The 22174-nt window shown below is 61.5% G+C and carries 19 protein-coding genes, 1 tRNA gene and 1 riboswitch; of the genes, 9 read left to right on the forward strand and 11 right to left on the reverse strand.

Features of this window, described 5'->3' with window-relative positions; genetic code table 11:
* Window positions 1-490: 490 nt before the first annotated feature.
* The 10 genes from BCS36_RS00005 to BCS36_RS00050 all read right to left on the reverse strand — a co-directional run bounded on the left by BCS36_RS00005 (window position 491) and on the right by BCS36_RS00050 (window position 12618).
* A tRNA-Arg gene (locus BCS36_RS00005) sits at window positions 491-567 on the reverse strand.
* 184 nt (window positions 568-751) lie between these two features.
* Window positions 752-1018, reverse strand: coding sequence for a 30S ribosomal protein S20 (gene rpsT, locus BCS36_RS00010; protein WP_291300884.1), 267 nt, complete (start codon window positions 1016-1018; stop codon window positions 752-754).
* A gap of 230 nt (window positions 1019-1248) precedes the next feature.
* The gene (gene glyS, locus BCS36_RS00015) at window positions 1249-3333 is read right to left on the reverse strand and encodes a glycine--tRNA ligase subunit beta (RefSeq protein WP_291300963.1); all 2085 of its coding nucleotides are present in this window, start codon (window positions 3331-3333) and stop codon (window positions 1249-1251) included.
* 4 nt (window positions 3334-3337) lie between these two features.
* Complete coding sequence (glyQ, locus tag BCS36_RS00020; RefSeq protein ID WP_291300885.1) at window positions 3338-4216, reverse strand: glycine--tRNA ligase subunit alpha; 879 nt, start codon at window positions 4214-4216, stop codon at window positions 3338-3340.
* Between the two features lie 240 nt (window positions 4217-4456).
* Window positions 4457-5209: a DNA repair protein RecO gene (locus BCS36_RS00025; RefSeq protein WP_291300886.1), complete on the reverse strand. Its 753-nt coding sequence runs from the start codon at window positions 5207-5209 to the stop codon at window positions 4457-4459.
* A complete protein-coding gene (locus BCS36_RS00030) occupies window positions 5206-6174 on the reverse strand; it encodes a helix-turn-helix domain-containing protein (RefSeq protein WP_291300887.1) in 969 nt (322 codons plus the stop codon). Before BCS36_RS00030 ends, BCS36_RS00025 begins: the two co-directional genes overlap by 4 nt.
* A gap of 137 nt (window positions 6175-6311) precedes the next feature.
* A complete protein-coding gene (locus BCS36_RS00035) occupies window positions 6312-7250 on the reverse strand; it encodes a SurA N-terminal domain-containing protein (RefSeq protein WP_291300888.1) in 939 nt (312 codons plus the stop codon).
* Between the two features lie 92 nt (window positions 7251-7342).
* Window positions 7343-8605: a peptidylprolyl isomerase gene (locus BCS36_RS00040; RefSeq protein ID WP_291300889.1), complete on the reverse strand. Its 1263-nt coding sequence runs from the start codon at window positions 8603-8605 to the stop codon at window positions 7343-7345.
* A gap of 65 nt (window positions 8606-8670) precedes the next feature.
* Window positions 8671-12126, reverse strand: coding sequence for a transcription-repair coupling factor (gene mfd / locus BCS36_RS00045; protein ID WP_291300890.1), 3456 nt, complete (start codon window positions 12124-12126; stop codon window positions 8671-8673).
* Between the two features lie 171 nt (window positions 12127-12297).
* The gene (locus BCS36_RS00050) at window positions 12298-12618 is read right to left on the reverse strand and encodes an IscA/HesB family protein (protein WP_291300891.1); all 321 of its coding nucleotides are present in this window, start codon (window positions 12616-12618) and stop codon (window positions 12298-12300) included.
* Between the two features lie 534 nt (window positions 12619-13152).
* Here BCS36_RS00050 and pyrR point away from each other — a divergent pair.
* The 5 genes from pyrR to BCS36_RS00075 all read left to right on the forward strand — a co-directional run bounded on the left by pyrR (window position 13153) and on the right by BCS36_RS00075 (window position 16914).
* A complete protein-coding gene (gene pyrR / locus BCS36_RS00055) occupies window positions 13153-13692 on the forward strand; it encodes a bifunctional pyr operon transcriptional regulator/uracil phosphoribosyltransferase PyrR (RefSeq protein ID WP_291300892.1) in 540 nt (179 codons plus the stop codon).
* 317 nt (window positions 13693-14009) lie between these two features.
* Window positions 14010-15104, forward strand: a complete 1095-nt coding sequence (gene yedE / locus BCS36_RS00060; protein ID WP_291300893.1) for a YedE family putative selenium transporter — start codon at window positions 14010-14012, stop codon at window positions 15102-15104.
* The gene (locus BCS36_RS00065; protein ID WP_291300894.1) at window positions 15104-15322 is read left to right on the forward strand and encodes a sulfurtransferase TusA family protein; all 219 of its coding nucleotides are present in this window, start codon (window positions 15104-15106) and stop codon (window positions 15320-15322) included. The genes yedE and BCS36_RS00065 overlap by 1 nt, the downstream gene beginning before the upstream one ends.
* 72 nt (window positions 15323-15394) lie before the next feature.
* A complete protein-coding gene (locus tag BCS36_RS00070) occupies window positions 15395-16039 on the forward strand; it encodes a DUF3343 domain-containing protein (protein ID WP_291300895.1) in 645 nt (214 codons plus the stop codon).
* The gene (locus tag BCS36_RS00075; protein ID WP_291300896.1) at window positions 16027-16914 is read left to right on the forward strand and encodes an NAD(P)H-hydrate dehydratase; all 888 of its coding nucleotides are present in this window, start codon (window positions 16027-16029) and stop codon (window positions 16912-16914) included. Before BCS36_RS00070 ends, BCS36_RS00075 begins: the two co-directional genes overlap by 13 nt.
* 103 nt (window positions 16915-17017) lie before the next feature.
* On the opposite strand, the gene BCS36_RS00080 is transcribed toward BCS36_RS00075, so the two are convergent.
* Window positions 17018-17710, reverse strand: coding sequence for a metallophosphoesterase family protein (locus BCS36_RS00080; RefSeq protein ID WP_291300897.1), 693 nt, complete (start codon window positions 17708-17710; stop codon window positions 17018-17020).
* A 72-nt stretch (window positions 17711-17782) separates the two neighbouring features.
* On the opposite strand from BCS36_RS00080, the gene BCS36_RS00085 reads away from it, so the two are divergent.
* From BCS36_RS00085 to BCS36_RS00100, 4 genes are all read left to right on the forward strand, one after another.
* On the forward strand, window positions 17783-18457 hold the full coding sequence (locus tag BCS36_RS00085; RefSeq protein WP_291300898.1) for a 5-formyltetrahydrofolate cyclo-ligase: 675 nt from the start codon (window positions 17783-17785) through the stop codon (window positions 18455-18457).
* Window positions 18448-19206 carry a polyphenol oxidase family protein gene (locus BCS36_RS00090; RefSeq protein ID WP_291300899.1) on the forward strand — a complete coding sequence of 253 codons (759 nt, stop codon included), beginning with the start codon at window positions 18448-18450 and terminating at the stop codon, window positions 19204-19206. Before BCS36_RS00085 ends, BCS36_RS00090 begins: the two co-directional genes overlap by 10 nt.
* 146 nt (window positions 19207-19352) lie before the next feature.
* A riboswitch (cobalamin riboswitch) is annotated at window positions 19353-19532 on the forward strand.
* A gap of 226 nt (window positions 19533-19758) precedes the next feature.
* Window positions 19759-20913, forward strand: a complete 1155-nt coding sequence (locus tag BCS36_RS00095) for an iron ABC transporter permease (RefSeq protein ID WP_291300900.1) — start codon at window positions 19759-19761, stop codon at window positions 20911-20913.
* Window positions 20910-22040, forward strand: coding sequence for an ABC transporter ATP-binding protein (locus BCS36_RS00100; RefSeq protein ID WP_291300901.1), 1131 nt, complete (start codon window positions 20910-20912; stop codon window positions 22038-22040). The genes BCS36_RS00095 and BCS36_RS00100 overlap by 4 nt, the downstream gene beginning before the upstream one ends.
* Window positions 22041-22174 lie beyond the last annotated feature (134 nt).

Raw genomic sequence — 22174 nt, forward strand, 5'->3', positions numbered from 1 at the left:
CTTCGCAAAGAAGAAAACGACGGGAAAAATTGATACACTGGCACTAACAACCTGAACCGAAGATGACAAAAAATTTGAATTGAATAGCAGCTACGCGCCATGCATGATCTATAGCGAACGCAGTTAAGAAAATTGGACCGCCAGGCGGGTTGAACGCGGGCATTGAGAGCCTCATGGCAGAGCAGACGCTACTACTCTTCCACAAACTCAAAGATCGGGTGTGCGCCCAGGCAACGCATCAATTAAAGCGCTCATTACGACTTAGTAGATATTATCACAATTTTTGCGACAATCATTCCTTAACCTCTGGTGTGAAGTCAGCAACGTTGATAAATGATAAAAAAGGAGGGCAATCGATTCGCCTTTGCTTGAGCCTAGCAAGTTCACGAAGTTTACCCTCGTATCACTGAAAAGTGGGGAGAGAATGGGGAGAGATATTGACAAAACAAAAAAGCCCTTACGGTTAATAACCGTAAGGGCTTGATTTTTATGGTGCGCCCGAAGAGATTCGAACTCCTGACCTACAGGTTCGTAGCCTGTTGCTCTATCCAGCTGAGCTACGAGCGCGCAACGAAGGGGAATCTATATTAAGTCGCAGTGGCCGTCAAGCGTTTTTTCAAAATATTTTTTGAAAATCTACGAACTTAGTTGAAATTTTCAAAAAGCGTGCACGCAATTGCGGGCACCGTTGGCACTTGCGCGCCGTCAAAACACAATAAACTGTTGGCAGAAAAATCTGCCCTCAAAGGCACTAGGCTTCGATGCCGTTAACGGCGCGAGCCAGGCGCGAAATCTTGCGCGCGGCCTTCTTCCAGTGCATGGCGCCCTTGCTGGCAGCCTTGGAAAGCACGGAAGTGGCGGCCACCAGAGCTTCATTGGCCTGAGCCTTGTCGGTGGCCGTGATGGCGGAGCGCACCTGTTTGATGGCGTTCTTCACGCGGGTACGGGCGGCGCGGTTACGACCGGCCCTCTGCAAGCTCTGCCTGTGACGCTTGATGGCTGACTTATGGTTGGCCACGGTATCCTCCACTATGTTGGGCTTGCGCTGGCAAGCCATGAGTCTGAATTCTGATGCGCTATCGCGAAGACGGGTTGTTAGCACAGCCCCGTATGGCTGTCAAGCTCTGTGCCGGATTTCCGGCGGCTTTCTTTCTTTTTGTCAACCATTCCGGTTGTTCTGATCCGGTTGTTCCGATCCCGCCAATGAGCGGGCCGGAACAACCGGAAACGGAACATACCCAAACAGTGCTATATTTGCAAGGCCGCAAAATCGGCCAGGCGTGCAAAGCGCCCCCCAAGGGCCTGCAACATGGCCAGACGGTTGCGCCGCAGGGTCGGGTCATCGCACATGACCATAACGCCGTCAAAAAACGCGTCCACAGCCGGGCGCACTTCGCTGAGGCAGGCCAGAGCCGCCGCGTGATCCTGCGCAGTCCACATCTGGTCAAGCCTTGGCAGCAGTTGATCCAGAGTGGAGGCCAGGGCCTTTTCCGCATCTTCCTGCAAGAGTTCCGCAGCCCACTGAGCCGGGATTTCCTCCGCCTGACCCTGTTTGCGCAGGATGTTGGCCACGCGCTTGAAGGTCTGGGCAGCCTCGGCAAAGCCAGCCTCGCGGCTGAAGGCCGCCAGAGCGCTCAGGCGCGCGCCGCATTCCGTCACCTGTGCGGAACCCGCGCCAAGCACGGCGTCAACCAGCAGGGTGTCCTGCCCCTGACTCATGAAATAGTTGCGCAGCCGGGCGGCGAAAAATTCCATCAGTTTGTCGAGCGCTTCGGCCGGGGGCAATTTCCACTGCCTGTCGCCATACAATTCCTGCGCTTTGGCGAAAACCTGGCGCATGTCGAGCGGCAGGCCGAAATCCAGCACAATGCGTATGATGCCCAACGCGCAACGGCGAAGGCCATTGGGGTCCGCCGCGCCGGTGGGTATCATGCCAAGGCCGAAGCAGCCAGCGAGGGTGTCGGCCTTGTCGGCCAGAGACAAAAGCGCTCCACCCATGCTGCCCGGCAGGGGAGAATCCGGCCCGGCGGGGAGGTACTGTTCGGCAACGGCCTGGGCCACGGTGGCGTTTTCGCCTTTGCGTCCGGCGTAGATGCCGCCCATGATGCCCTGAAGCGTATCAAATTCGCCCACAAGCCCGCTGACGAGGTCAGCCTTGGAGAGCCGCCCGGCGCGCGCGGCGTCAGAAGCAAGGTCAGGAGCGCACCTTTCAGCCAGCCATTGGCACAGCGCTTCAAGACGGCGTGTCTTGTCGCCCATGCTGCCAAGGCCGCCGATGAAGATGACCGTATCAAGCTTTTGCAGCCAGTGGTCAAAGGTTTCGCGCAGGTCGGCACGCCAGAAGAAACGGGCGTCGTCGAGGCGGGCGCGCAGCACTCGTTCCCACCCGCGTTTGACAATATCCATATCTTCTGGGGTGATGTTGAGAACCGTCAGAAAATGCGGCAGCAACTGGCCCTGGGCGTCTTCAATGCCAAAGCTCTTCTGGTGACTTTCCATACTGGTCAGCAGCACCTCGCGCGGAACCTCAAGGTAGGCCGGATCAAAATCCGCCAGCAGGGGCACGGGATGCTCGGCAAGCCCCTGCACCTCGTCAAGGAGGCTGTCTTTCCACAGGACCTTGCCCTTGGCGGCCACGGCCTGCGCATTGCCGCCCTCGATAATGATTTTGCGGCGTTGCGCGGGATCAAGGGTGATGGCGCACGGCCCGGCAAGGGTTTTCAGAAAATCGTCGGCATGGGCCACGGCAAAGGGGCCGGGGCCGTGGATGCGGTGGCCGCAGGTTTCGCGCCCGGAGGTCACGGGGCCAGCCTCAAAGGGAATGACCTCGTCGTCCAGCAGGGCCAGTATCCAGCGCAGGGGGCGGGCGTAGGCAAAGGAGTAATTGCCCCAGCGCATGCGCTTGGCAAAGGGCAGGGCCGTAATGACGGCCGGGCATATGGCCGCCAGCAGGCCGCTGGCGTGAGCGCCGCCGGTGTGCTTGCGCACGGCGACATAGACGCCTTTTTCGGTTTCCTGCTGAAAAACGTCGTCCAGGGTGCAGCCGTTGGTGCGCACAAAGCCTTCAAGGGCCTTGGTGGCCTTGCCGTCGGCGTCATAGGCCACGCGAACGGGCGGGCCAGCCACGATGTCTTCGCGTTCAACCTGCACGGGATTGAGATTTTCAATCATGACCACGGCGCGGCGCGGCGTGCTCATGACGCGCAGATCGCCATATTCCAGACCGGCGTCATCAAGGGCTGCGGCAAATCGTGCGGAGAGTTCCGCTTCTTCGGGGGCCAGAAAACGGGAGGGCAGTTCTTCGCTGCCAATTTCAAGCACAAAGGTGGCCACGGCTTTACCTCGCATCCTTTTTGAGCATGGGATAGCCCAGTTCTTCGCGCTGAGCCGCGTACAGGCGGGCCACGCCCGCCGCCAGGGCGCGCACCCGGCCAATGTAGCCGGTGCGTTCAGTGATGGATATGGCCCCGCGCGCATCCAGCAGGTTGAAGGTATGCGAACACTTCAGGCAGTAATCGTAGGCGGGCCAGGGCAGGCCCAGCTCCAGCATGGCCTTGCACTGGCCTTCAAAATCACTGAAATGGCGCAGCAGCATTTGCGCGTCACTGGCTTCAAAATTGTGGCGCGACTGTTCCACTTCGTTCTGGTGGTAGATGTGGCCGTAGGTCACATTCTTGTTCCAGGCCAGATCATAAACGGATTCCACACCCTGAAGGTACATGGTCAGGCGTTCAAGACCGTAGGTCAGTTCAACGCTCACGGGCGAAAGGTCAATGCCGCCCACCTGCTGGAAGTAGGTGAACTGGCTTACTTCCATGCCGTTGAGCCATACTTCCCAGCCGAGCCCCCAGGCGCCGAGAGTGGGGGATTCCCAGTCGTCTTCCACAAAGCGGATGTCGTGCTGGGCGGGATTGATGCCAAGGGCATTGAGGCTTTGCAGATAGAGGTCCTGCACGTTGTCCGGCGAGGGCTTCATGATGACCTGAAACTGGAAATAGCGCTGCAGACGGTTGGGATTTTCGCCATAGCGCCCGTCCGTGGGACGCCGTGAAGGCTCCACATAGGCCACGCTCCAGGGTTCGGGACCGATAACCCGCAAAAAGGTATGGGGGTTAAAGGTGCCTGCCCCGCATTCCACACCGGAGGGCTGCTCAATGACGCAGCCCTGCCTGGCCCAGTAATCTTGTAGGGTGAGTATCACGTCCTGAAAATACATGTGCTGTCCTTTAGGAAACGCTGATTGAAACGGATTACGGCTCGTTGCCATGATAGGCGCAAGTGTGCGCGCCCCCGAAACCTTAAAAGTCTGCCACAGTGCGCAGAGCAGCGGAATTGAAGGCAGAAAGCCGCCAGTCAATGTTTCCCTGTTATGCAGTGCCCCCATGGTCTGGCAAAAAAATTTGCTTGAACCAGACCCATAAAACCGCAAAACCACAAGCCAGGCGAACCGTCCTTGTCATACGCGGCGAAAAAAGCCCCCTTCCCACGCCAGCCCCAGGTGGTATTGCACAAAACCGTCAATAACCCGCGAGCAGGCCCGCCGGTCCGCAGGAGGCAGTTCCTCCGGGTGCCAGGCGGATGGCAATTCTTGCTGCACATGGCGCAAAAGGTCAAGCCCGTAGGCGCTCAGTTCCACGCCATAGCGCACTGGCCCGGCCTCGGCACGGCAGGAAGGGCAGCGCACGTGTCCTTCGTCCACCACAAACTGTCCGGGCCCGTTAAGCTCGCAGCCGCACTGCCCGCACACGTCAAGGCTTGGCGCAAAGCCAAGAGCGCCCGCCAGACGCAGGCGGAAGAAAAGGGGAAATAGCGCGGGCAGCGACGCGGCCTCCTCAAGAGTGCGCCGCATGTCTTCCACCAGCACAAAGGCCTCGTCCGCCCCTTCGTCTCCCACCCCAAGAGCCTCCACAAAGCGCAGGCAATTAGCGGCAAGGCCCATACGCCGCCAGTCACGCCGCAGCGCCTGGGGGCCGTTCAGCAGCACGGCTTCTTCCAGATTGAGAAAGCCGCCGCGCGGCGAGGTTTTCACCCGGCAGTGCAGACTGTTGAGCACGTCAAGGCAGCCGCAAAAGCGACGCCTGCTTCTGCTTCCGCCAAAGGCGAACAGCGTCAGCAGGCCGTGCTTGCGACAAAGGGTTTTCAGCCAGAGGTCCGACTCACGAAAGTGCCCCATCCGCAGCACAAGCGCGTGATCGGCCCATTCGGTCATGGGAGCGCCGGGGGGAAGGTCAGCGTGCGCACCTGACCGCTTGAGCCCACGGGGGGAAGCTCCTCGCCGTCATAGCGCAGGCGCACTCCGCCCGCGTTGCCGAGCTTCAGCTCCAGGCTCTTGGTGAACGTAAGGGCAAAGGTGTCGCCCTTGCGCAGAGAAAACTGCCGCGTATCGGTATGGTCGGCATTGGAGTGCACCCAGCATTCTTCCGTGGCCGTAATGATGACCTTGTGGGGGCCAGACACAGGCGTCTGCGCCGATGCGGCTGGTGCGGCTGGTGCGGCGGCTGCGCCAGGGGCAGACGTTGCAGCGGGGCCAGACGTTGCGGCGGGAGCAGATGTTGCGGCGGGGGCCGCCGGTGCGGAGGCCTGCGCGCCAGCAGCAGACGCTGCGGAGCGGCCAGCCTGCGGCCCGCTGTCTGCGGCGGCTGCGGCGGGTTGTCCGGCAGTGCCGCTCTGGCGTGCTTCACGCCCTGGCGCAAGATTGCGCGCCTCAACTCCCGCAGGCGGCGTTTCCGCGCTGTCCGGGCTTTGCATGGGGGCGGGCTGCGCCTGGCGGCGCGTCTGGCTGGTCAAAATATCCAGCGCGCCGTGCTGCCAGACCAGATAAGCGCCAATACCCAGCAGCAGCACGACAAAGACGGACAGAAAAGGTTTGAAATTGCGCCGTGGAGCCAGAATGACGTCCGGCAGGGGCGTCTGCTGTATGGAAGCCTCTTCGTTTTCAGCCTCCAGAGCGGACAGGGCCGCGCTGACTTCTTCGGCTGAAAGCCCCACATATGCGGAGTAGGAACGAATGAAACCCTTGGTATACGCCAGATGGGGCAAAGAAGCGGAGTCCCCTGCCTCGAGCGCGCGCAAAAGGCGTGCGCCTATCTTCAGGTGGTTGGCCGCATCTTCAATGCTGAGGCCCCTTTTTTCGCGCTCCGCGCGAAGGACCGCGCCCAGTTCCTCTAAGGTCATGCAAAGCCTCGGTAAAGGTCTTTGCCGCCCCGTGGGCGGCTGTTGCCGGTGGTCTGTCCCCGGCCAGAGGCCGAAGACGCTAGGCCGCCGGAAGGGCGCGGCGCGGCCGGGGCCGCGCGCACGCCTGAACGGTTATGCTACAATCGGATATCGATTACCGCTTTTTTGCGCAATTGTCCCGTATAATCGTCAAAGCGCTCCATGGCCTTGGGCTGACGCAGTATGGCGTCGATCTGCGGCTTGGCCTCTTCAAGCGTGAGTATTTTCATTTCGCTGCTGCCGCCAGGGCGGAAAAGATGCACTTGCGCCTTGTGTCCCTGAAGGTCAAAGATTTCCGTCACATCGCCGGGTTTCATCTTGGTGAGCCGTGACTCCCATTCGGGGTTCAGACGGTCCCATTCCACCGGCCCCATGTCGCCGCCCTTTTCTTTGTTGGGCGCGATGGAATACTTCAACGCGGCTTCCTCAAAAGTCAGCGCCCCTGAGCGGATCTGGGCGGCAATGGAGGCGGCGTTGACCTTGGGCGAATAGACCAGAACCCCCATGTGCAGACCGCTGCGGTCATACATGGTGGATTTGTGGGCGTCGTAGTATGCCTGAATTTCTTCTGGCGTGACCACAACCTTGCGGCCCACTTCCATTCCCATGATCTTCTGCCGCAACAGCGTTTTTTCGATGTTGGCGCGCAATTCGGCCACGCTGCTCTTCTGGCGCGTAAGCTGTTCTTCGAACTGCTGCTTGGTCATGTTGCGGCCCTGCATCACCTTGGCAATCTCATTGTCGATTTCCGAAGGGGAAACGCTTACTTTCAGCCTTTTGGCTTCCTGGGCGATGAGAATATCCATAATCATCAAATCCAGAACCTTGCGGAAAACCGTGTCCACCTGCTTGGCGTTGGCCGGATTTTCGGGGTTAAGCCCGGACCGGAGAAGATCAGGCAACGCGTTTTTTTGCAGATCAAACATGGTAATGACTTGTCCGTTGACAACAGCAGCCACCTTATTGAGCTGGGCGGCCTGCACGCTGCATGCGGTCGTAAGTACGATCGCCAGCAGCAAAACAAGTATTTTCCTCACAGAGATTCTCCCTCGTGCAAAGCGCGGTGCGCCTGTTTATCTTCTGATTTTTAGCCCAAAACAGCACGACATGCAATGACCGCCTGGCGGGCTTAAAGCCCCTGCCGGTCAGGCCTGCCGGACGCCCCCGTTTTTTCCTGTGGCCCGTACGTTCCGCCACCGCCCTCAGGGGCATTCAATCCATCGTCGCCGTCCGCCGGAGCGGAACCGACATCGCCTGAACCGTTGACGCCGCCGCGCATGGTCGGGCCAGAAGCGTCGCCGGTGCCGTCATCACGCATGGATGGTCTGGCGGAGGGCGGCGTAAGCAGGTCGGCCATGAGATCGGGATTGACGCGAACCTGCGCCCTGCCCAGCGCCGTGGTCAGCCAGTTTTCAAAAGCGGCGTCCTTGCGCTGCTGCTGCAATATGTTTTCAATGAGCGGGTAGGCCTCGGCCATGCCCATTGTATGGGCGGCGTTGCGTTCCGTCAGGGCAAGGCCGTACCAGCGCCCGTCTTCCTGAACGAGGGCGGCGCACTGCCCGGGCGCGAGTTTATCAGCTTTTTTCTGCCAGTTGGGCGGCAACTGGGCCGCGCTGACTTCCTGGCACTGCACCATGAGATTTTCGGACGGTTCTTTCTCTGCCGGACGGCCAGAGGTCAGGGCGCTGCAAAATGCGTCAACAAGTTGGGATTCTACGGCGGAAATCAGGCAAACGTCCAGGATTTCGGGCAAAGCGAACTCTGCTTCGTGTTCCTTGTAGTAAGAGCGCACATCGCTCAGAGAAATGCGGATGCCGGGCAGAAGGATGCGCTTTTCAAAGCTCTGCATGGCCAGATGGTCGCGCATGAGCACGCGCCATTCATTTTCGTCCAGTGATTCGTCGGCCAGAAAACGCGCCAGCCCTTCCTCGCCGCCGTAGTCCGCCCTGATGGCCGCCACTGCGGCTTCAAGGGCGGCGTCCGTGACGGGAATATGCAGATCACGCAAATCCTGGCGTACCAGGGCGTAAATGATCAGCGTGCCCAGAGCGTCGCCGTACTGACGTTTCATGTTTTCGAGAGAAGGGCGCTGTAGGGTGCCCAAGGCTGCGGAGCGGCTGTCCAGCAGGGCCTGCACCGTGCGCAGGTAAATGGGCTCTCCATTGACAGTGGCCACCACGCCCTCGGGCAGGCGGGCCTCAAGGCAGGCGCAAAGCAGAAGGCAGCAGGCCAGCAGCGCCAGACGCGCCGCCCAAAATACGCCCTTTGGTCCCGGCGCCGAAGCAGGGGCCGCCCTGTACCCCGGGCGCCGCGAGTCTGCGGGGGCGCAGCCGGAAACCGGGAACGGCAGCATGTCATGCTGGCCGGACGTGGCTGAAAAAATCAGGGGCATGGGCATCCTCTTTTGACGTCGGCTGGAGCGAAACGCAGCCGGAGCGGCCTGGCCTTCTGGCCAGGTCAGGCTGAAACCTGTCCCGCAACTGGTATGCGTATGTCTTCCAGCGCCTGACGCAATCTGTCAAGCCCCTGCGCAAAGGGGACGTCTTTTTCCAGCGTCAGCGCAAGGCCTGCCGGGGGCAGCACGCGCGCGCCCGGCAGGGACGCGGCAAGAGCCACAATGCGTTCTGGCTGCACGGCCGTCTGCCCGTCAGGCCAGGTCAGGCGCACGGATTCGCGGCGCACCTCGGCCTTCTGCACCTGAAGTTCCGTAAGAAACTGCTTGAAGTCCAGCACGGCCAGAAAGTTTGCCAGTTCTTCGGGGAAGGGCCCAAAGCGGTCGCGGATGGACAGGGCCGTTTCTTCACGCGCGGCCCCGCCTGAAGCCGAAGTGAGGGCCTTGTAGCAGCGCAGGCGCTCGCGTCCGTCATCAATGTAGGACGCGGGTATGTGCGCCGGAAGGCCCAGCGTCAGTTCCGTTTCGGCAACGATGCTTTCGGGCATGCCCTTGAGGCGGCCCACGGCTTCTTCAAGCATTTCAAGGTACAGGTCAAGGCCCACGCGGCACATGTGCCCCGACTGGACTTCACCCAGTATATTGCCCGCGCCGCGCAGGCGCAGGTCTTCCATGGCCACCTGAAAGCCCGCGCCCAGGTAGTCCATATCCATAATGATGCGCAGGCGCTCCTCGGCCACGGCAGTCAGGCGTTCGGCATCGGGCACCACAAAAAAGGCGTATGCCTGCCTGTCGCTGCGGCCCACGCGGCCACGCAGCTGGTACAGCTGCCCAAGGCCGAACATCTGGGCCTGATCCACCACCAGGGTGTTGGCGCGGGGAAAGTCCAGGCCGGATTCCACTATGGACGTGCATACCAGCACGTCCAGTTCGCCATGCCAGAATTTGTGCATGGTGTCTTCAAGCTCGGTTTCAGACATCTGGCCGTGGGCCATGCCCACGCGGGCCGCAGGAACAAGCCCGCGCACGTATTCCGCCACGCGCTCCAGCCCCTGCACACGGTTGTAGACCCAGAAGATCTGTCCTTCACGCTCCATTTCACGTTCCATCACCTTGCGCAGCACGTTGTCGTCCCTGCGCAGCACGGCGCTGGCCACGGGCTTGCGATCCTGCGGCGCGGTTTCGATGATGGAAAGTTCGCGGATGCCCGACATGGAAAGCTGCAGGGTGCGCGGAATGGGCGTGGCCGTGAGCGTCAGCACGTCCACGTTCTTTTTGAGGGCCTTGAGCTTTTCTTTATGGCGAACCCCGAACCGCTGTTCTTCGTCAAGGATGAGCAGGGTCAGATTGGGCAGCTTCACGTCGGTGGACAAAATGCGGTGGGTGCCGATGAGAATGTCTATCTGCCCGGCGGCAGCGGCCTTGAGCACCTCTTTTTGCTTGGGGCGCGTCACAAAACGGCTGAGCAGGCCCACATTGACGGGAAAACCCGCCAGGCGCGCCCTGAAGGTCTGGTAATGCTGCTCGGCCAGCACGGTGGTGGGGCAGAGCATGGCCACCTGTCGCCCCTCGGAAGCGGCGCGGAAGGCGGCCCGCAGGGCCACCTCTGTTTTGCCGAAGCCCACGTCGCCGCACACAAGGCGATCCATTGGGCTCGACTTGTCCATATCGTCCAGCACGTCCTGAATGGCCTTGGCCTGATCCGGGGTTTCCTCAAAGCCGAATGTGGCCTCGAACTCGTGATACAGCTCGCCGGGCGGGTCATAGCGGAAGCCCTTGGTGACCTTGCGGTAGGCGTACATCTCCACCAGATCGGCGGCGATTTTTTCAATGGCCTTGCGGGCTTTTTCCTTGCCGGTCACCCAGGCAGCGCCGCCCAGGCGGTCAAGGGCGGGCTCCACGCCTTCGGTACCCTTGAAGCGCTGGATAAGCCCCAGCCTGTCCGCAGGCACATAGAGCTTGTCCTTGCCGGAATACTCCACCAGCAGAAAATCGTTGGCCGCCGCGTTGAGGTCCAGGTGGTGCAGGCCCGCAAAGCGCCCGATGCCGTAATCGCGGTGTACAAGAAGATCGCCGGGCTTGAGGTCGTCAAAAGTATCCAGCCCCTTGAACACGCGGGAAGATACGCGGGGCGTTTTTTCGGCCTTGGGGTACAGGATGTCCTCGCCAAGCACCAGGATGTCGTCCCAGACAAGGTCCGCGCCCGACCTGAAGGGCGAAACAAGCACAAAAAGTCCCTTCTGATCCGGCGCGTAGCGCATGGCGGGTATAATGCCGTCCTGCTCGGCCAGTTTCAGGAATTTTGCCCGGCTTCTGCCTGATGAAAAACTGAGAACCACCTGACGGCGGCTGTTGCGCCACTCCTTGAGGGCCGAGGAAAGGTGCTGCCAAGGGCGATCCTGCGCGCCCGGCAGAGGGAAGAGGTCGGTAAAGGAGTGCAGGGGGCGTTCGGCCAGATCAAGGCCGCGCTCTTCAACGCCCATGACCAGCGGTTCGGCGTAGATACGCTGAAAGCCGTTCCAGGGTGCGGGCTGCGAGCTTTTGCGCAGTGTGAGCGTGGCGGGTTGCGGCAGGGGAGAGTCCGGGGCTTCCAGCCTTTCCTTGAGGCTCAGGCGGCCATCGCGCAAGGCGTCGGCGCTGTCGGCCTCGCCGGGCAGCAGCCACAGGCTGTCTTTGGGCAGCCAGTCTTCTATGAAGCTCGTGGTTTCAAGCACGCTGCCGGGCAAAAGCCCAATGCCGCCGCTGTCCAGCGATTTTTTGAAGGAATAGCACTCGTTTTCGCCAATGCGGCCTTCGGCGAACATGCGGTCGCAACGCTCGCGCGCCGCTGTCAGGGCTTTGGCGTCCAGGGCCAGCGGGCTGGCCGGAAGGAGCGTCAGTTCGTCGCAGCCTTGCAAAGAGCGCTGGCTTTCAGCGTCAAAAACACGCATCTCATCCAGGGTGTCGCCAAAAAATTCCAGACGCACGGGCTTGGCGTAACCTGCGGGAAAAATATCGAGAATATCGCCCCGGCGCGCCATTTCTCCGGGCCGCGTGACCATGGTCACGCGCTCGTAGCCCCATTCCACGGCCTGATCGAGCAGTAGCTCGGGCGCATAGTCGCTGCCCTTGCGCAGATCAAGATTGCGTGAAGAGAAGAAATTCAGGGGCACATGGCGCAGCAAAAGGCTTTCAACACTGCAAACCAGACAGCGCGGCTGTCCGAGGCCAAGACCATACAGGGCGGCCAGGCGCGCTGCCCACGAGGCTCTGTCCTGCCGCTGGTTCAAGGCGGGCAAGGCCAGGCAGGGGCTGCGCCACAAGGGTTCGGACAGGGGCTTTTCGCCAAGGGAAAGTTCCGGCGTAAAGAGCGTCAGCAATGCGCGGGCAAGCGTATACTCTTCACGTTCGCGCGCCACCAGAACCACTGTGCGCCCACGGGTCATGGCCTCAACGGCGAGACGGCAGCGCGTGGCCATGCCGCTGCGCTCGATGTATATCTGATTTTCCTGACTTGCCAGTACTGCGTTAAAACTGTCCATTCACCCGTTCCAATGACCTGGCCGTTCTTCTTGCGCGGCCATGACGCGCGCGAACGATCCGCACAAAGTTTTATATGACGTGTGGTTATGAATCCCGAAAAAGAGTTTCGCCACAAAGTGACAAGGGGGCGGCCCTAAAGCCGCCCCCGGTCAACCGCATCTGTTTGCTTTTTAATTGGTGCCGCAACCGCCGGAGCAGCCGGAGCAACCACCCGCGCTCTGAGGCAGGGGTACGCTGGGTTCCACCATAAAGCCCATATGGGTGAGGTCGATTTTTACGCCTTCAACCTGGGCCAGCAGATCTTTGTTGATGCAGAAGGTGAAGCCGCCCTGTTCCTCGCTCTGGTCCTCATCTGTGGCGGCGTCGAGGGCCAGCGCAAGGCGCGGGCCGCTGCAACCGCCGGGGGCAAGGTATATGCGGATATCGCTTTTGTCCTTGCCTTCAAAGTAGGCTGCCAGTTCTTTTTGAGCGCTTTCGGTAAGTTCGAGCATGGTTCCTCCATGATTTTTTCGGGTATATTATATATTCCGAAAAACAGGCTGAGATGCTTCATCGGCTGACGGGGAACCAGGCCCGTTTTGGTTAGTGGCTTCCGCAGCTTGAGCAGCTGCTGCAACCATCGCCTTCTGAAGCAAAGGGCACGTCGGGGGTGAGCGTGAAACCCATGTAGGTTAAATCCACAGAAACTCCCTTCACTTCATCGAGCAAAGACTTGCTCATGCAGAAGGTGTACCCAGCCTGTTCTTCGGTTACATCCTGGTCATTAGGCTCGTCCAGAGCCAGAGCGAGGCGCGGGCCGCCTCAACCAGCCGAGAGGTAAATCCGAATCGGATCCTTCTTCTTGTCCGCAAAGAAGGTATCAAGCTCCTTGCGGGCGTTGTCGGTCAATTGAATCATGATGTCCTCCATATTTCTGGTGCCCATAGTAACTAAGGCCATGCTTCTGCCTTGTCAATTGTCGGGGGACTTTTCTTCAATCACAAAAAGCTGTAGGGTTTTAGCAGGCAGATGCCACGGGAGGAAACATGAATACAACCCTGCTGCTTGAGCAGCACGAAATGGCGCGTATGCTGGAACGCCTGGCGTCCCAGATTATGGAGCGCCACGCCAAGTGCGACCATGTCATGCTGGTCGGCATTGAAAGGCGCGGCGCTGATATCGCCCGACGCCTGGCCGTCCTGCTTGAAGAACGCCTTGGGCATCCCGTGCTGCTGGGCACGCTGGACATAAATCTCTACCGTGACGACTGGACAAGCCTTGAAGGCAAACCCCACATCGGGCAGTCACGCATACCGGCCAGTGTTGACGGGCGCGTCATCATTCTTGTGGATGACGTGTTGTACACGGGGCGCACCATACGGGCCGCCCTGGAAGCTCTGCTGGACTACGGACGCCCCAGAGCTGTGGAACTGCTGGCTCTCATTGACAGGGGGCACCGCGAACTGCCCATTCACGCGGATTATGTGGGCCGCACGGTCAACACCAGCCGCCAGGAGCGCGTCGATGTGCTGCTGGCCGAACGGGACGGGCAGGACGCCGTGCACCTGACGGCAAGCCCCACATAATATGTGATGGCGGCAGGCGGCCTGGCAGAAATGCCGCCCGCCTGCATGAATCATCTGGCCGCGTGCGGCCCTCACCCCTCCCCACGGATACAGTCCGTGCGGCGCAAATTACGGAGCGCACATGCCCAAGCGCAAGACCTGACGCAACCCCGGCAGCTTCACGGTGTGGAGTGTAAGCGGGCGGCGGCGCGTTTTGCAGTACGGGAGCATGACGCGACAAACCTGAGCAAGAGGTAATCCTCCGTCCGCGTTCTGTCGGTCTTTATGGCCGTCAACGCAACGGGCGCAAGCCCATAAAATGGAGCAGGAGGATACCGATGAAACAGTATTTCAACATCCTTTCCACCACTACTGGCATAGTTGTGGTGGGCCTTGTTTTCGGCATTTTGGCCGTATTGCTGCAACAGGCTGGCAATCCGGGCAATATGGGCATCTGCGTGGTTTGTTTTAACCGCGATATCGCCGGGGCTGTCGGTCTGCACAGGGCTGAAATTGTGCAATATCTGCGGCCAGAAATTATGGGCATGGTACTGGGAGCCTTTGCGGCGGCCATGCTCTTTGGCGAATACAAGCCCCGCGGCGGTTCCGCCCCCATCACCCGGTTTTTTCTCGGAGCCATCGCCGGTATCGGCGCGCTGGTTTTTCTGGGTTGCCCCTGGCGCGTCATCCTGCGCCTTGCCGGCGGCGACGCCCATGCGATCTTCGGACTTGTGGGTCTTATCACGGGCGTCGGCATAGGCACCATTTTTTTTCGCATGGGCTTTTCACTGGGCCGCAGTCAGAATCAGGGCAAGATATCGGGCCTGCTGCTTCCCGCGCTCATGCTCGGCCTTGTGGCCTTGTACCTCGCTGACCCCCAGGTCATAGGCGAACTCAAGAGCGGCGTGCTCTTTTACTCCATCAAGGGGCCGGGCTCACAGCACGCGCCCTTTATCTTCTCCCTGTGCGCGGGGCTGGCCGTGGGCTTTCTGGCCCAGCGCAGCCGTTTCTGCACCATGGGCGCGCTGCGCGACGTCATCCTTTTCAATCAGTGGTATCTGGCCCTGGGCTTTATAGCCATGTTCGCGGCGGCTCTGGTCATGAATCTCAGCCTGGGCTCCTTCCATTGGGGATTTGAAAACCAGCCCGTTGCCCAGCCCGATGACCTCTGGAACTTTATGGGCATGGTTACGGCGGGGCTTGCCTTTGCGCTCGCTGGCGGCTGCCCTGGCCGCCAGCTGTTCATGGCTGGAGAAGGCGACAATGACGCCGCCGTCTTTGCGGTGGGGCTTATCGTCGGCACGGCCATGGCCCACAACTTCGGCATGGCCTCCAGCACTGCTGGCATCGGCCCCCACGGCATGGCCGCCACCCTGGCCGGGCTTGGGATTTGTCTGTTCGTCGGATTTTTCAACTGCAAGCGAGGCGCGTAATGTCTGAACTTATTGATACCCGTGGCCTTTCCTGCCCGCAGCCGGTGCTGCTTTTTCTCAATGCCCTCAAGGGCGGTGCTGCGAGCTCCTTCAGCGTGCTGGTGGACAATGACGCCAGCCTTGAAAACGTCAGCCGCGCGGCCCGCAACCGGGGCTTCAGCGTCACGAATTCTGACGAAGGGCAGGGAGTCACCCGGCTGGAAATAGAAAAGTCCTGACATAACAATCCGCAGTTCTGCATGCGATAAACAGCCGGGCGGGCTTTGCCGCCCGCCCGGCAGGATACAGTAATGGACAACATGCCGAATACGAACAACAAGCCTTCCGGCGGGCTGCTCGGCAAGATGGGAAGCCTCCTGCGCGGATGGCGCGACAAAAACGCGCCGCCCGTTCCGGAAAGAAACACCGGCCCGGCAGGCGCTGGCAAGGCGCTCAGTGACAGGGGGCTGCTGGTCTTTTCCCATACGGGAGAGGTCATCAAGGCAGAGGGCCTGCTCCGTCAGGCGGGGCTTGCCGTTGAGGTCAAGGGGCCGCCGCCGCAATTGCGCACTGGCTGCGATATGGTGGTGGTTTTTGAGCTGGTCAGCCAGGCCGCCGTGCTGGAAGTTCTCAATAAGGCAGGCATCCGCCCGGAAAACGTCGTCACCGCCCACGATGTGCTGCTTGAGCCCGTGTCCCTGTTTCAGGTCAAGCGTCTGGACCACTGGCTCATGGTGCGGGCCGCCAACATGAAGATCACCCTGGACACGCGCGACGGGCGCATTGTAAATATTTCCGGCGGCGGCTGCCCGGATGTGCCGTGGCTAGCGCATTGCCTGTGCGGCATGCGGCTGGACGAAGCGCCGGAGCCCCGGAGCCTCGGGCAGACGCTGTGCTGCTACAGCCTGCAAAAGGCCTATGAAGAACTGCGGAGGCAATATCCGTGTGGTATATAACGGGAACATTGCCGGATAAAGATATGGGGTTTTGCGAGGCGGCAACGCAGGCTCCGGCGTCGGTGCGTGACGGCATGCTGCATCTGCCGGACGGAAGTTTAGTCCCCGTGCAGCGCGGCACAGCGGCCCTGGCGGCCACGGCTCTTCTGGCCTGTGAGGCTCTCGGCTTTGAGCCGCCACGCCTTCTGCTGGCCGGAGACACCGGTTCCGGAGCGGGCAGCCGCACCCTTTACGCCTGGCTCACGGAGCATGCGGCAGCGCTGGCCCCCACAGGAATGACATTCCACTATCTTTTTCCGGATGTGGACTGGCACAACCGCGTGCTCATGGCCATACAGGCCTTGCCGACGCCACCCCTGCTGGTGGCCGACGCGGGCTTCATGTACGTGGCCAAGATGAGCGGCTACGCCGACGCCTACGATCTTTTTACGCCAGACCTGGGCGAACTGGCCTTTCTGGCTGACGAAAAAGCGCCGCACCCTTTTTACACCAGAGGATTTTTGCTGGCCGAGGAAGAGGATATCCCGGGGCTGCTGGCCCGCGCCCAGGCGCACGGCAACTGCCCGGCCAACCTCATCATCAAGGGCCGCGCCGACCATATCGTCTGCGAGGGACGCCTTGCCGCCACCATTGATGAACCCTCGGAACCCGCCATGGAGTGCATCGGCGGTACGGGCGACCTCGTGACGGGCCTTGTGACGGCCTTGCTGGCAGGGGGGATTCCCCTGTGCAGGGCCAGCCGCGCCGCAGCGTGTCTGGCGCGGCTTCTGGCGCGTTACTGTTCTCCTGACCCGGGCATGCAGGTGGCCCAATTGCTGGCCAGGCTGCCCAGGTTTTTACAGGAGCATGCCGAGGTTGTTCTTGCGATGGACTGAGCCTGTCCCCACCTTGTCAGAACTGGCAACACCATAAAAAGATAAAGGCCGCCACGGTGAATGCCCGTGTGCGGCCATAAGCGCCATTTACCCTGAAGTTGCGCTAATCTTCTTCTTCCAGCACCTTGAGTTCTGCGGACAACTGACCGGAATTATAACGCAAAAGAACATAGCCCCCCTGCGCCAGAGCGCCGGGGTTGACCACAATGGTGCGGCCCACGCGGTCTACGGCCCGTGCCTCGTGAATGTGCCCGCACAGGCAGATGTCCGGCTGGGCTTCTTCAAGAAATTCGCGTACCGCAGTGGAGCCCACATGCACGCCGCCGGGTATGACGTCGCACGCCGTATCCTTGGGCGGATTGTGCGACACAAGAACGCTGTGCGGATAGGCGCGGGCCTTCTGCCAGCAGGCTTCAAGCCATGCGGCGAAAGCGGATTCAGGAAATTCGCTGGGAGTGCCAAAGGGCGTGAAGGTGGAGGCGCCAACCCCAAAGATGGCCGTATCCGGCGTGAGTTCGCGCGTTACGGTGTGCAGGTTCCAGCCTTTTTCGCTGAGCCACTGGTCCACTTCAGGGCGGTCCATGTTGCCTATCTGTGCGAGAATCATAGGATTATAGCTACGCAACACGTCCATGACCTGTTCCGCCTGCTTGACGCCGCCTGTCACTGTGAGGTCGCCGGTGACGATGATGCCGTCAGCCTGGCTCAGTTCAGGAATCTTGGCAAAACGCCCGGTTTCATCATGTATATCGCCCACGGCGATCCAGAGGTAATCCTGGGTGGTAGAGCTTGGCATGGTGGCGTTTCCTTTGTTATATTGACGCTGCAATAATGCTGCCATACTTCAGTACATAAGGAAAGGCCCGGCATGAGTGAAAATCCCCCTGTGCAGGCCGTACGGCCACAGTCGCCGGACGCGGTGGCGGCCCGCAAACAGGCTCTGCGCGAGCGCATGACCAGGCTTCGCCGCGAGCAGCCCCCGCACCTTGCCAGCGAAAGGGCAGTGGCGGCGCAGGAGAACCTGCTCCGGGCGGACTGCTGGCGTCAGGCGGAGTCAGTGGCGCTTTACGTGGGCATCAAGGACGAGATTGGCACCAGCCTGTTGCTGGACGCGGCATGGCGTGAGGGGCGCACCCTCTGGCTGCCGCGTGTTCGGCGTGGACAGCCCGGTTTTATGGACTTTGTGGCTTGCGCCAGCCGCGAGCAGCTGCGGCCTGGGCCTTTTGGCCTTCTTGAGCCGGATGCGGCCCTGCCGGGCTTTGGCCCGGAAGACGTGTCTGCTGGCGCGGGCATGGCCAGTTCCCCGTCGGGCGGCGTTGCGTTTGCCCCCTCGTTGATGGTGCTGCCCGGTCTGGCTTTTGATCTTGAAGGCGGCCGCCTCGGTTACGGCGGGGGCTATTACGACAGGTTTTTACAGGCCGGGCTCAAGTGCCCGCGCGTGGGTTTCTGTTTTGATTTTCAGCTTGTCCCTCCCTTGCCCCTGGCCCCCTGGGATCAGCGGGTTCACCATTTATGCACCGAAGAGCGTCTGTTGTGCCTATAAGCTATATCCCATTTGCGTTCCCCGGCCTGGATTCCGTGCGTTGCGCCTTTCAGACCCGCCCCGGCGGCGTGTGCCGTGGAGAGTATGGCGGCGGCAATATTTCCTTCAGTGTGGGGGATGACGCGGCCCTGGTTACGGCCAACCGCGAGAGCCTGCTGGCGGGTCTGCAACCTCGGGGCTTGCGCCGCTGGGCGGAATTGCAGCAGGTGCACGGCGATGTCATGGCCTTTGAGCCGACCCCTGTGGCCTGCGACGCGGTGGCGGTGGAAGAGGGGGACGGCATGGCCACGGCCGAACCCGGCCTGGGCCTGCTCATCAAGACGGCGGACTGCCAGCCCATTTTGCTGGCGCACAAAAGCGGCAAGTACGTGGCGGCCATGCATGCTGGCTGGCGCGGCAATCGCTGCGACTTTCCTCTGACAGGCGTTGTGCGCTTTTGCGAGCGCTATGACCTCAAGCCGCAGGACGTCTTTGCCGTCCGAGGGCCGAGTCTTGGCCCCGGCAAGGCAGAATTCATCAATTTCGACAAGGAATGGGGGCCGCAGTTCGTGCCCTGGTTTGACGAAGAAAACCGCACCATGGATCTTTGGGGATTGACCCGCCACCAACTTGTGCAGGCCGGTATTCCGGGACGCAATATTTTTGGTCTGGATATCTGCACCGCCACCAACAACGACCAGTTTTTCTCTTACCGTTGCGCCAGAGCTTCGGGCCGTCAGGCCAGCATCATCTGGATCCAGAAAAACTGAAGAGCGCTCTGCATCGGCGTGGACTGGCGGGATGTTTGAGCGCCAGGCGGCTTCGCCAGCCCGGCTGAATGCCGCCAGCGGCGCGGCTCGTCTGCCCTGTGGTTCTGGCGGGCTCTCTCGGCATTGACAGGCCTGCCGCCCCCGCCTACAGTAGGCGCGGCAATGGTAGCCGGGGTGCCCGGCTTGAAAAGGGAATCCCGTTAGATGCGGGAGCGGACCCGCCGCCGTAAGGCTCGCCAACCTCGCACCACACAGCGCCACTGGAAACGGGAAGGCCGGTGAGAGGGAGCCAAGCCGGAAGACCTGCCTTGCCCCATGCCCCGCCCTTGGCTAGAGCAGTTAACGAATGAAGTGAGTTAACTACTCTGCAAGGATTTTTCTGAAAATCCTTGCAACGAAATGCGAGCAGGCAGGTTTTTTGCCTGCCATACGTGAGCATTTCATGTGGTAAATAGGGTGCATGGCAGCGGCATGAGCCGCCACGGCAACGGGATTTTGTCGGCAGGATTGAGGAAATACGGGCCTCTTCCTTCATGAAGCAATAGCTGTTTCATGCGGGAAGAGGCCTTTTTTATGCCCACGCGCTTTGCGCGGGGCCTTCAAAGGGCGGGCATGACCGCGACATCACATTCCTCCTCTCCCTCCGGGTTGTCATCCGTGCGCCTGTGGCCTGCGTTCACGGCTTTGGCGGCGCTGTGGCTTGTTTCCCTGCCGCTGGCCTGCCTGCCCGGGCCGGTTCCGCTGGCGGCCGGTCAGGTTTTTCACGCGCTGGCGGCGCAGCTCGGGCTGGCCGCGCCGCCGCAGGATACCTCGCTCATGCTGGTGGTGGGGCAGATACGCCTTGCCCGCGTGTGCCTTGCGACCCTGTGCGGCGGCGCTTTGGCCGTGGCGGGCGTGGCCCTGCAAGGGGTATTGCGCAACCCCCTGGCCGATCCCTTTACTCTGGGGATTTCGGCGGGCGCGGCGTGTGGGGCAAGCATTGCCATTGCCCTTGGCGGCGTTGCGGGCAAAGCTCTGAGCGGGCTTTTGGCGGCAGCGCATATTTCCCTGCCGGGACCGGCGGCCCTGGTGGCCCCGGCGGCCCTGGCGGGAGCGCTGCTGGCCCTGGCCGGAGCCTTGTGGCTCGGCAGGGGAGACGGCGGCTTCAGGCGCGAGAGCGTCATACTTGCCGGCATTGCAGTGGCGGCCTTTCTGGGGGCGCTGGTGGCATTGATCAAGGCGCTCAATGAGGAATCCGTAACCAGCATTGTTTTCTGGATTATGGGATCATTTCAGGGGCGCGGCTGGGACAGCCTGCCCCTGTTGCTGGCTACCTTCGTGCCTGGCCTGCTGGCTGTGGCTTTGGGCTGGCGCGCGCTGGACGTACTGACCCTGGGCGACGAGCAGGCCGCCCAGCTCGGGCTGAATGTGGGGCGAGCGCGGCTTTGGCTGCTGGCCGGTGCAAGCTGTATGACGGCGGGTTGCGTGGCGGTGGCCGGGGTGATCGGCTTTGTGGGACTGGTGGTGCCGCATGTGCTGCGCCTTGTGCTGGGCTGCGGTCACGGCCCCTTGCTGGCCGGAGCGTTTTTTGGCGGCGGCGTGCTGCTGGTCTGGGCCGATGTGCTGGCCCGCAGCGTGCTGGACGGCGGGCAGGAATTGCCCGTGGGCGTGGTTACAGCGCTGCTTGGCGGACCATTTTTTGCCCTGCTGGTGCGGAGGCGGCCATGACGCAGAGAGCGCCCGTGCCCGATACCACGCGCGCAGGCCCTGTGCCTGAGCAGGCCGCAGGCCAGTTCGCGCAGTCCGCAGTCGGTTGTATGGCGGAATCCCCAGGGTCGCCTGTGGAACCGCTTGCCAGAGTTTCCGCCGCACGGTCCACCGCACCACCCGCTGTGAGGCCCCCCGCCAGCGGCCTGTCTGCCACGACGCCCCCGCCCATGCTTGAGGTGCGCAACCTGCATTCCGGCTACAGGGGGCGGCCAGTATTGCAGGACGTGAGTTTTGCGGCGCGTGGCGGTGAATGTCTGGCCTTGCTTGGCCCCAACGGCAGCGGCAAGACCACGCTGTTGCGCAGCCTTTCCGGCGTGCTGCACGCGCAGGAGGGGGAGATTTTTCTTCAGGGCAGGTCGCTCGTGGGCATGAAGCCGCGCCAGCGCGCGCGGCTGGCGGCTGTGGTGCCGCAGGGCGGCGAATACCCGCGAGAGCTTACTGCGCGGCAGATGGCCTTGCTTGGGCGGTATCCGCACCTTTCGTGGCTGGGCTGTTATGGCGGCAGGGATTATGCGGCGGTGGACGAAGCCCTGGAAGCCTGCGGCGCTGCAGCGCTGGCTCCGCGTCGTCTTGCGGAACTGTCGGGCGGCGAACTGCAACGGGTGCTGCTGGCCCGCGCTCTGGCGCAGGAAAGCCCGCTCCTGCTGCTGGACGAACTGGCCGCAGGGCTGGATATGGCCCGCATGGCCGGACTTTTTGATCTGCTGGAACGCCGCCGGGCCGCCGGAGCCTGCGTGCTCATGGCTGTGCACGACTGTAATCTGGCGGCCATCTATGCCACGAGGCTGTTGGGCCTCAAGGCCGGAAGGCTTGTTTTTGACGGCCCGGTGGATGCGGTTTTTACCGAGGAGAAGCTCAGTGCCCTTTATGATATCCCTATCGGCGTTTTGCCGCATCCGCTCTGGGGCCTGCCTCAGGCCCTGCTGGCGCAAGCGCACGGTCCCCGCAGCCATGCCGACCTTGCCGCATGTTCTGGTGACGCAGGCTCTGGCGACGCGCGCTCTGCCAAGGCTGGCATTGACTCTGGTTGTGGCGCTGGCTTTGGCGCTGCCGCCAGTTTTGCCAACCGCGACGCTGGCCGCTGAATCAGCGCAGCAATTCGCTGCCGCCGATCCCGCCAATCCCGCCACCCCGACCGCTGCAGCCGCGCCCGCCGTGTCTGGCGTGTCCCCCGTATCTGGCGTGCCTGCCGCATCCACTGCGTCCACTATGGACGGCA

Source organism: Desulfovibrio sp. MES5 (genome assembly GCF_002237645.1).
Taxonomy (GTDB): Bacteria; Desulfobacterota; Desulfovibrionia; order Desulfovibrionales; family Desulfovibrionaceae; genus Desulfovibrio.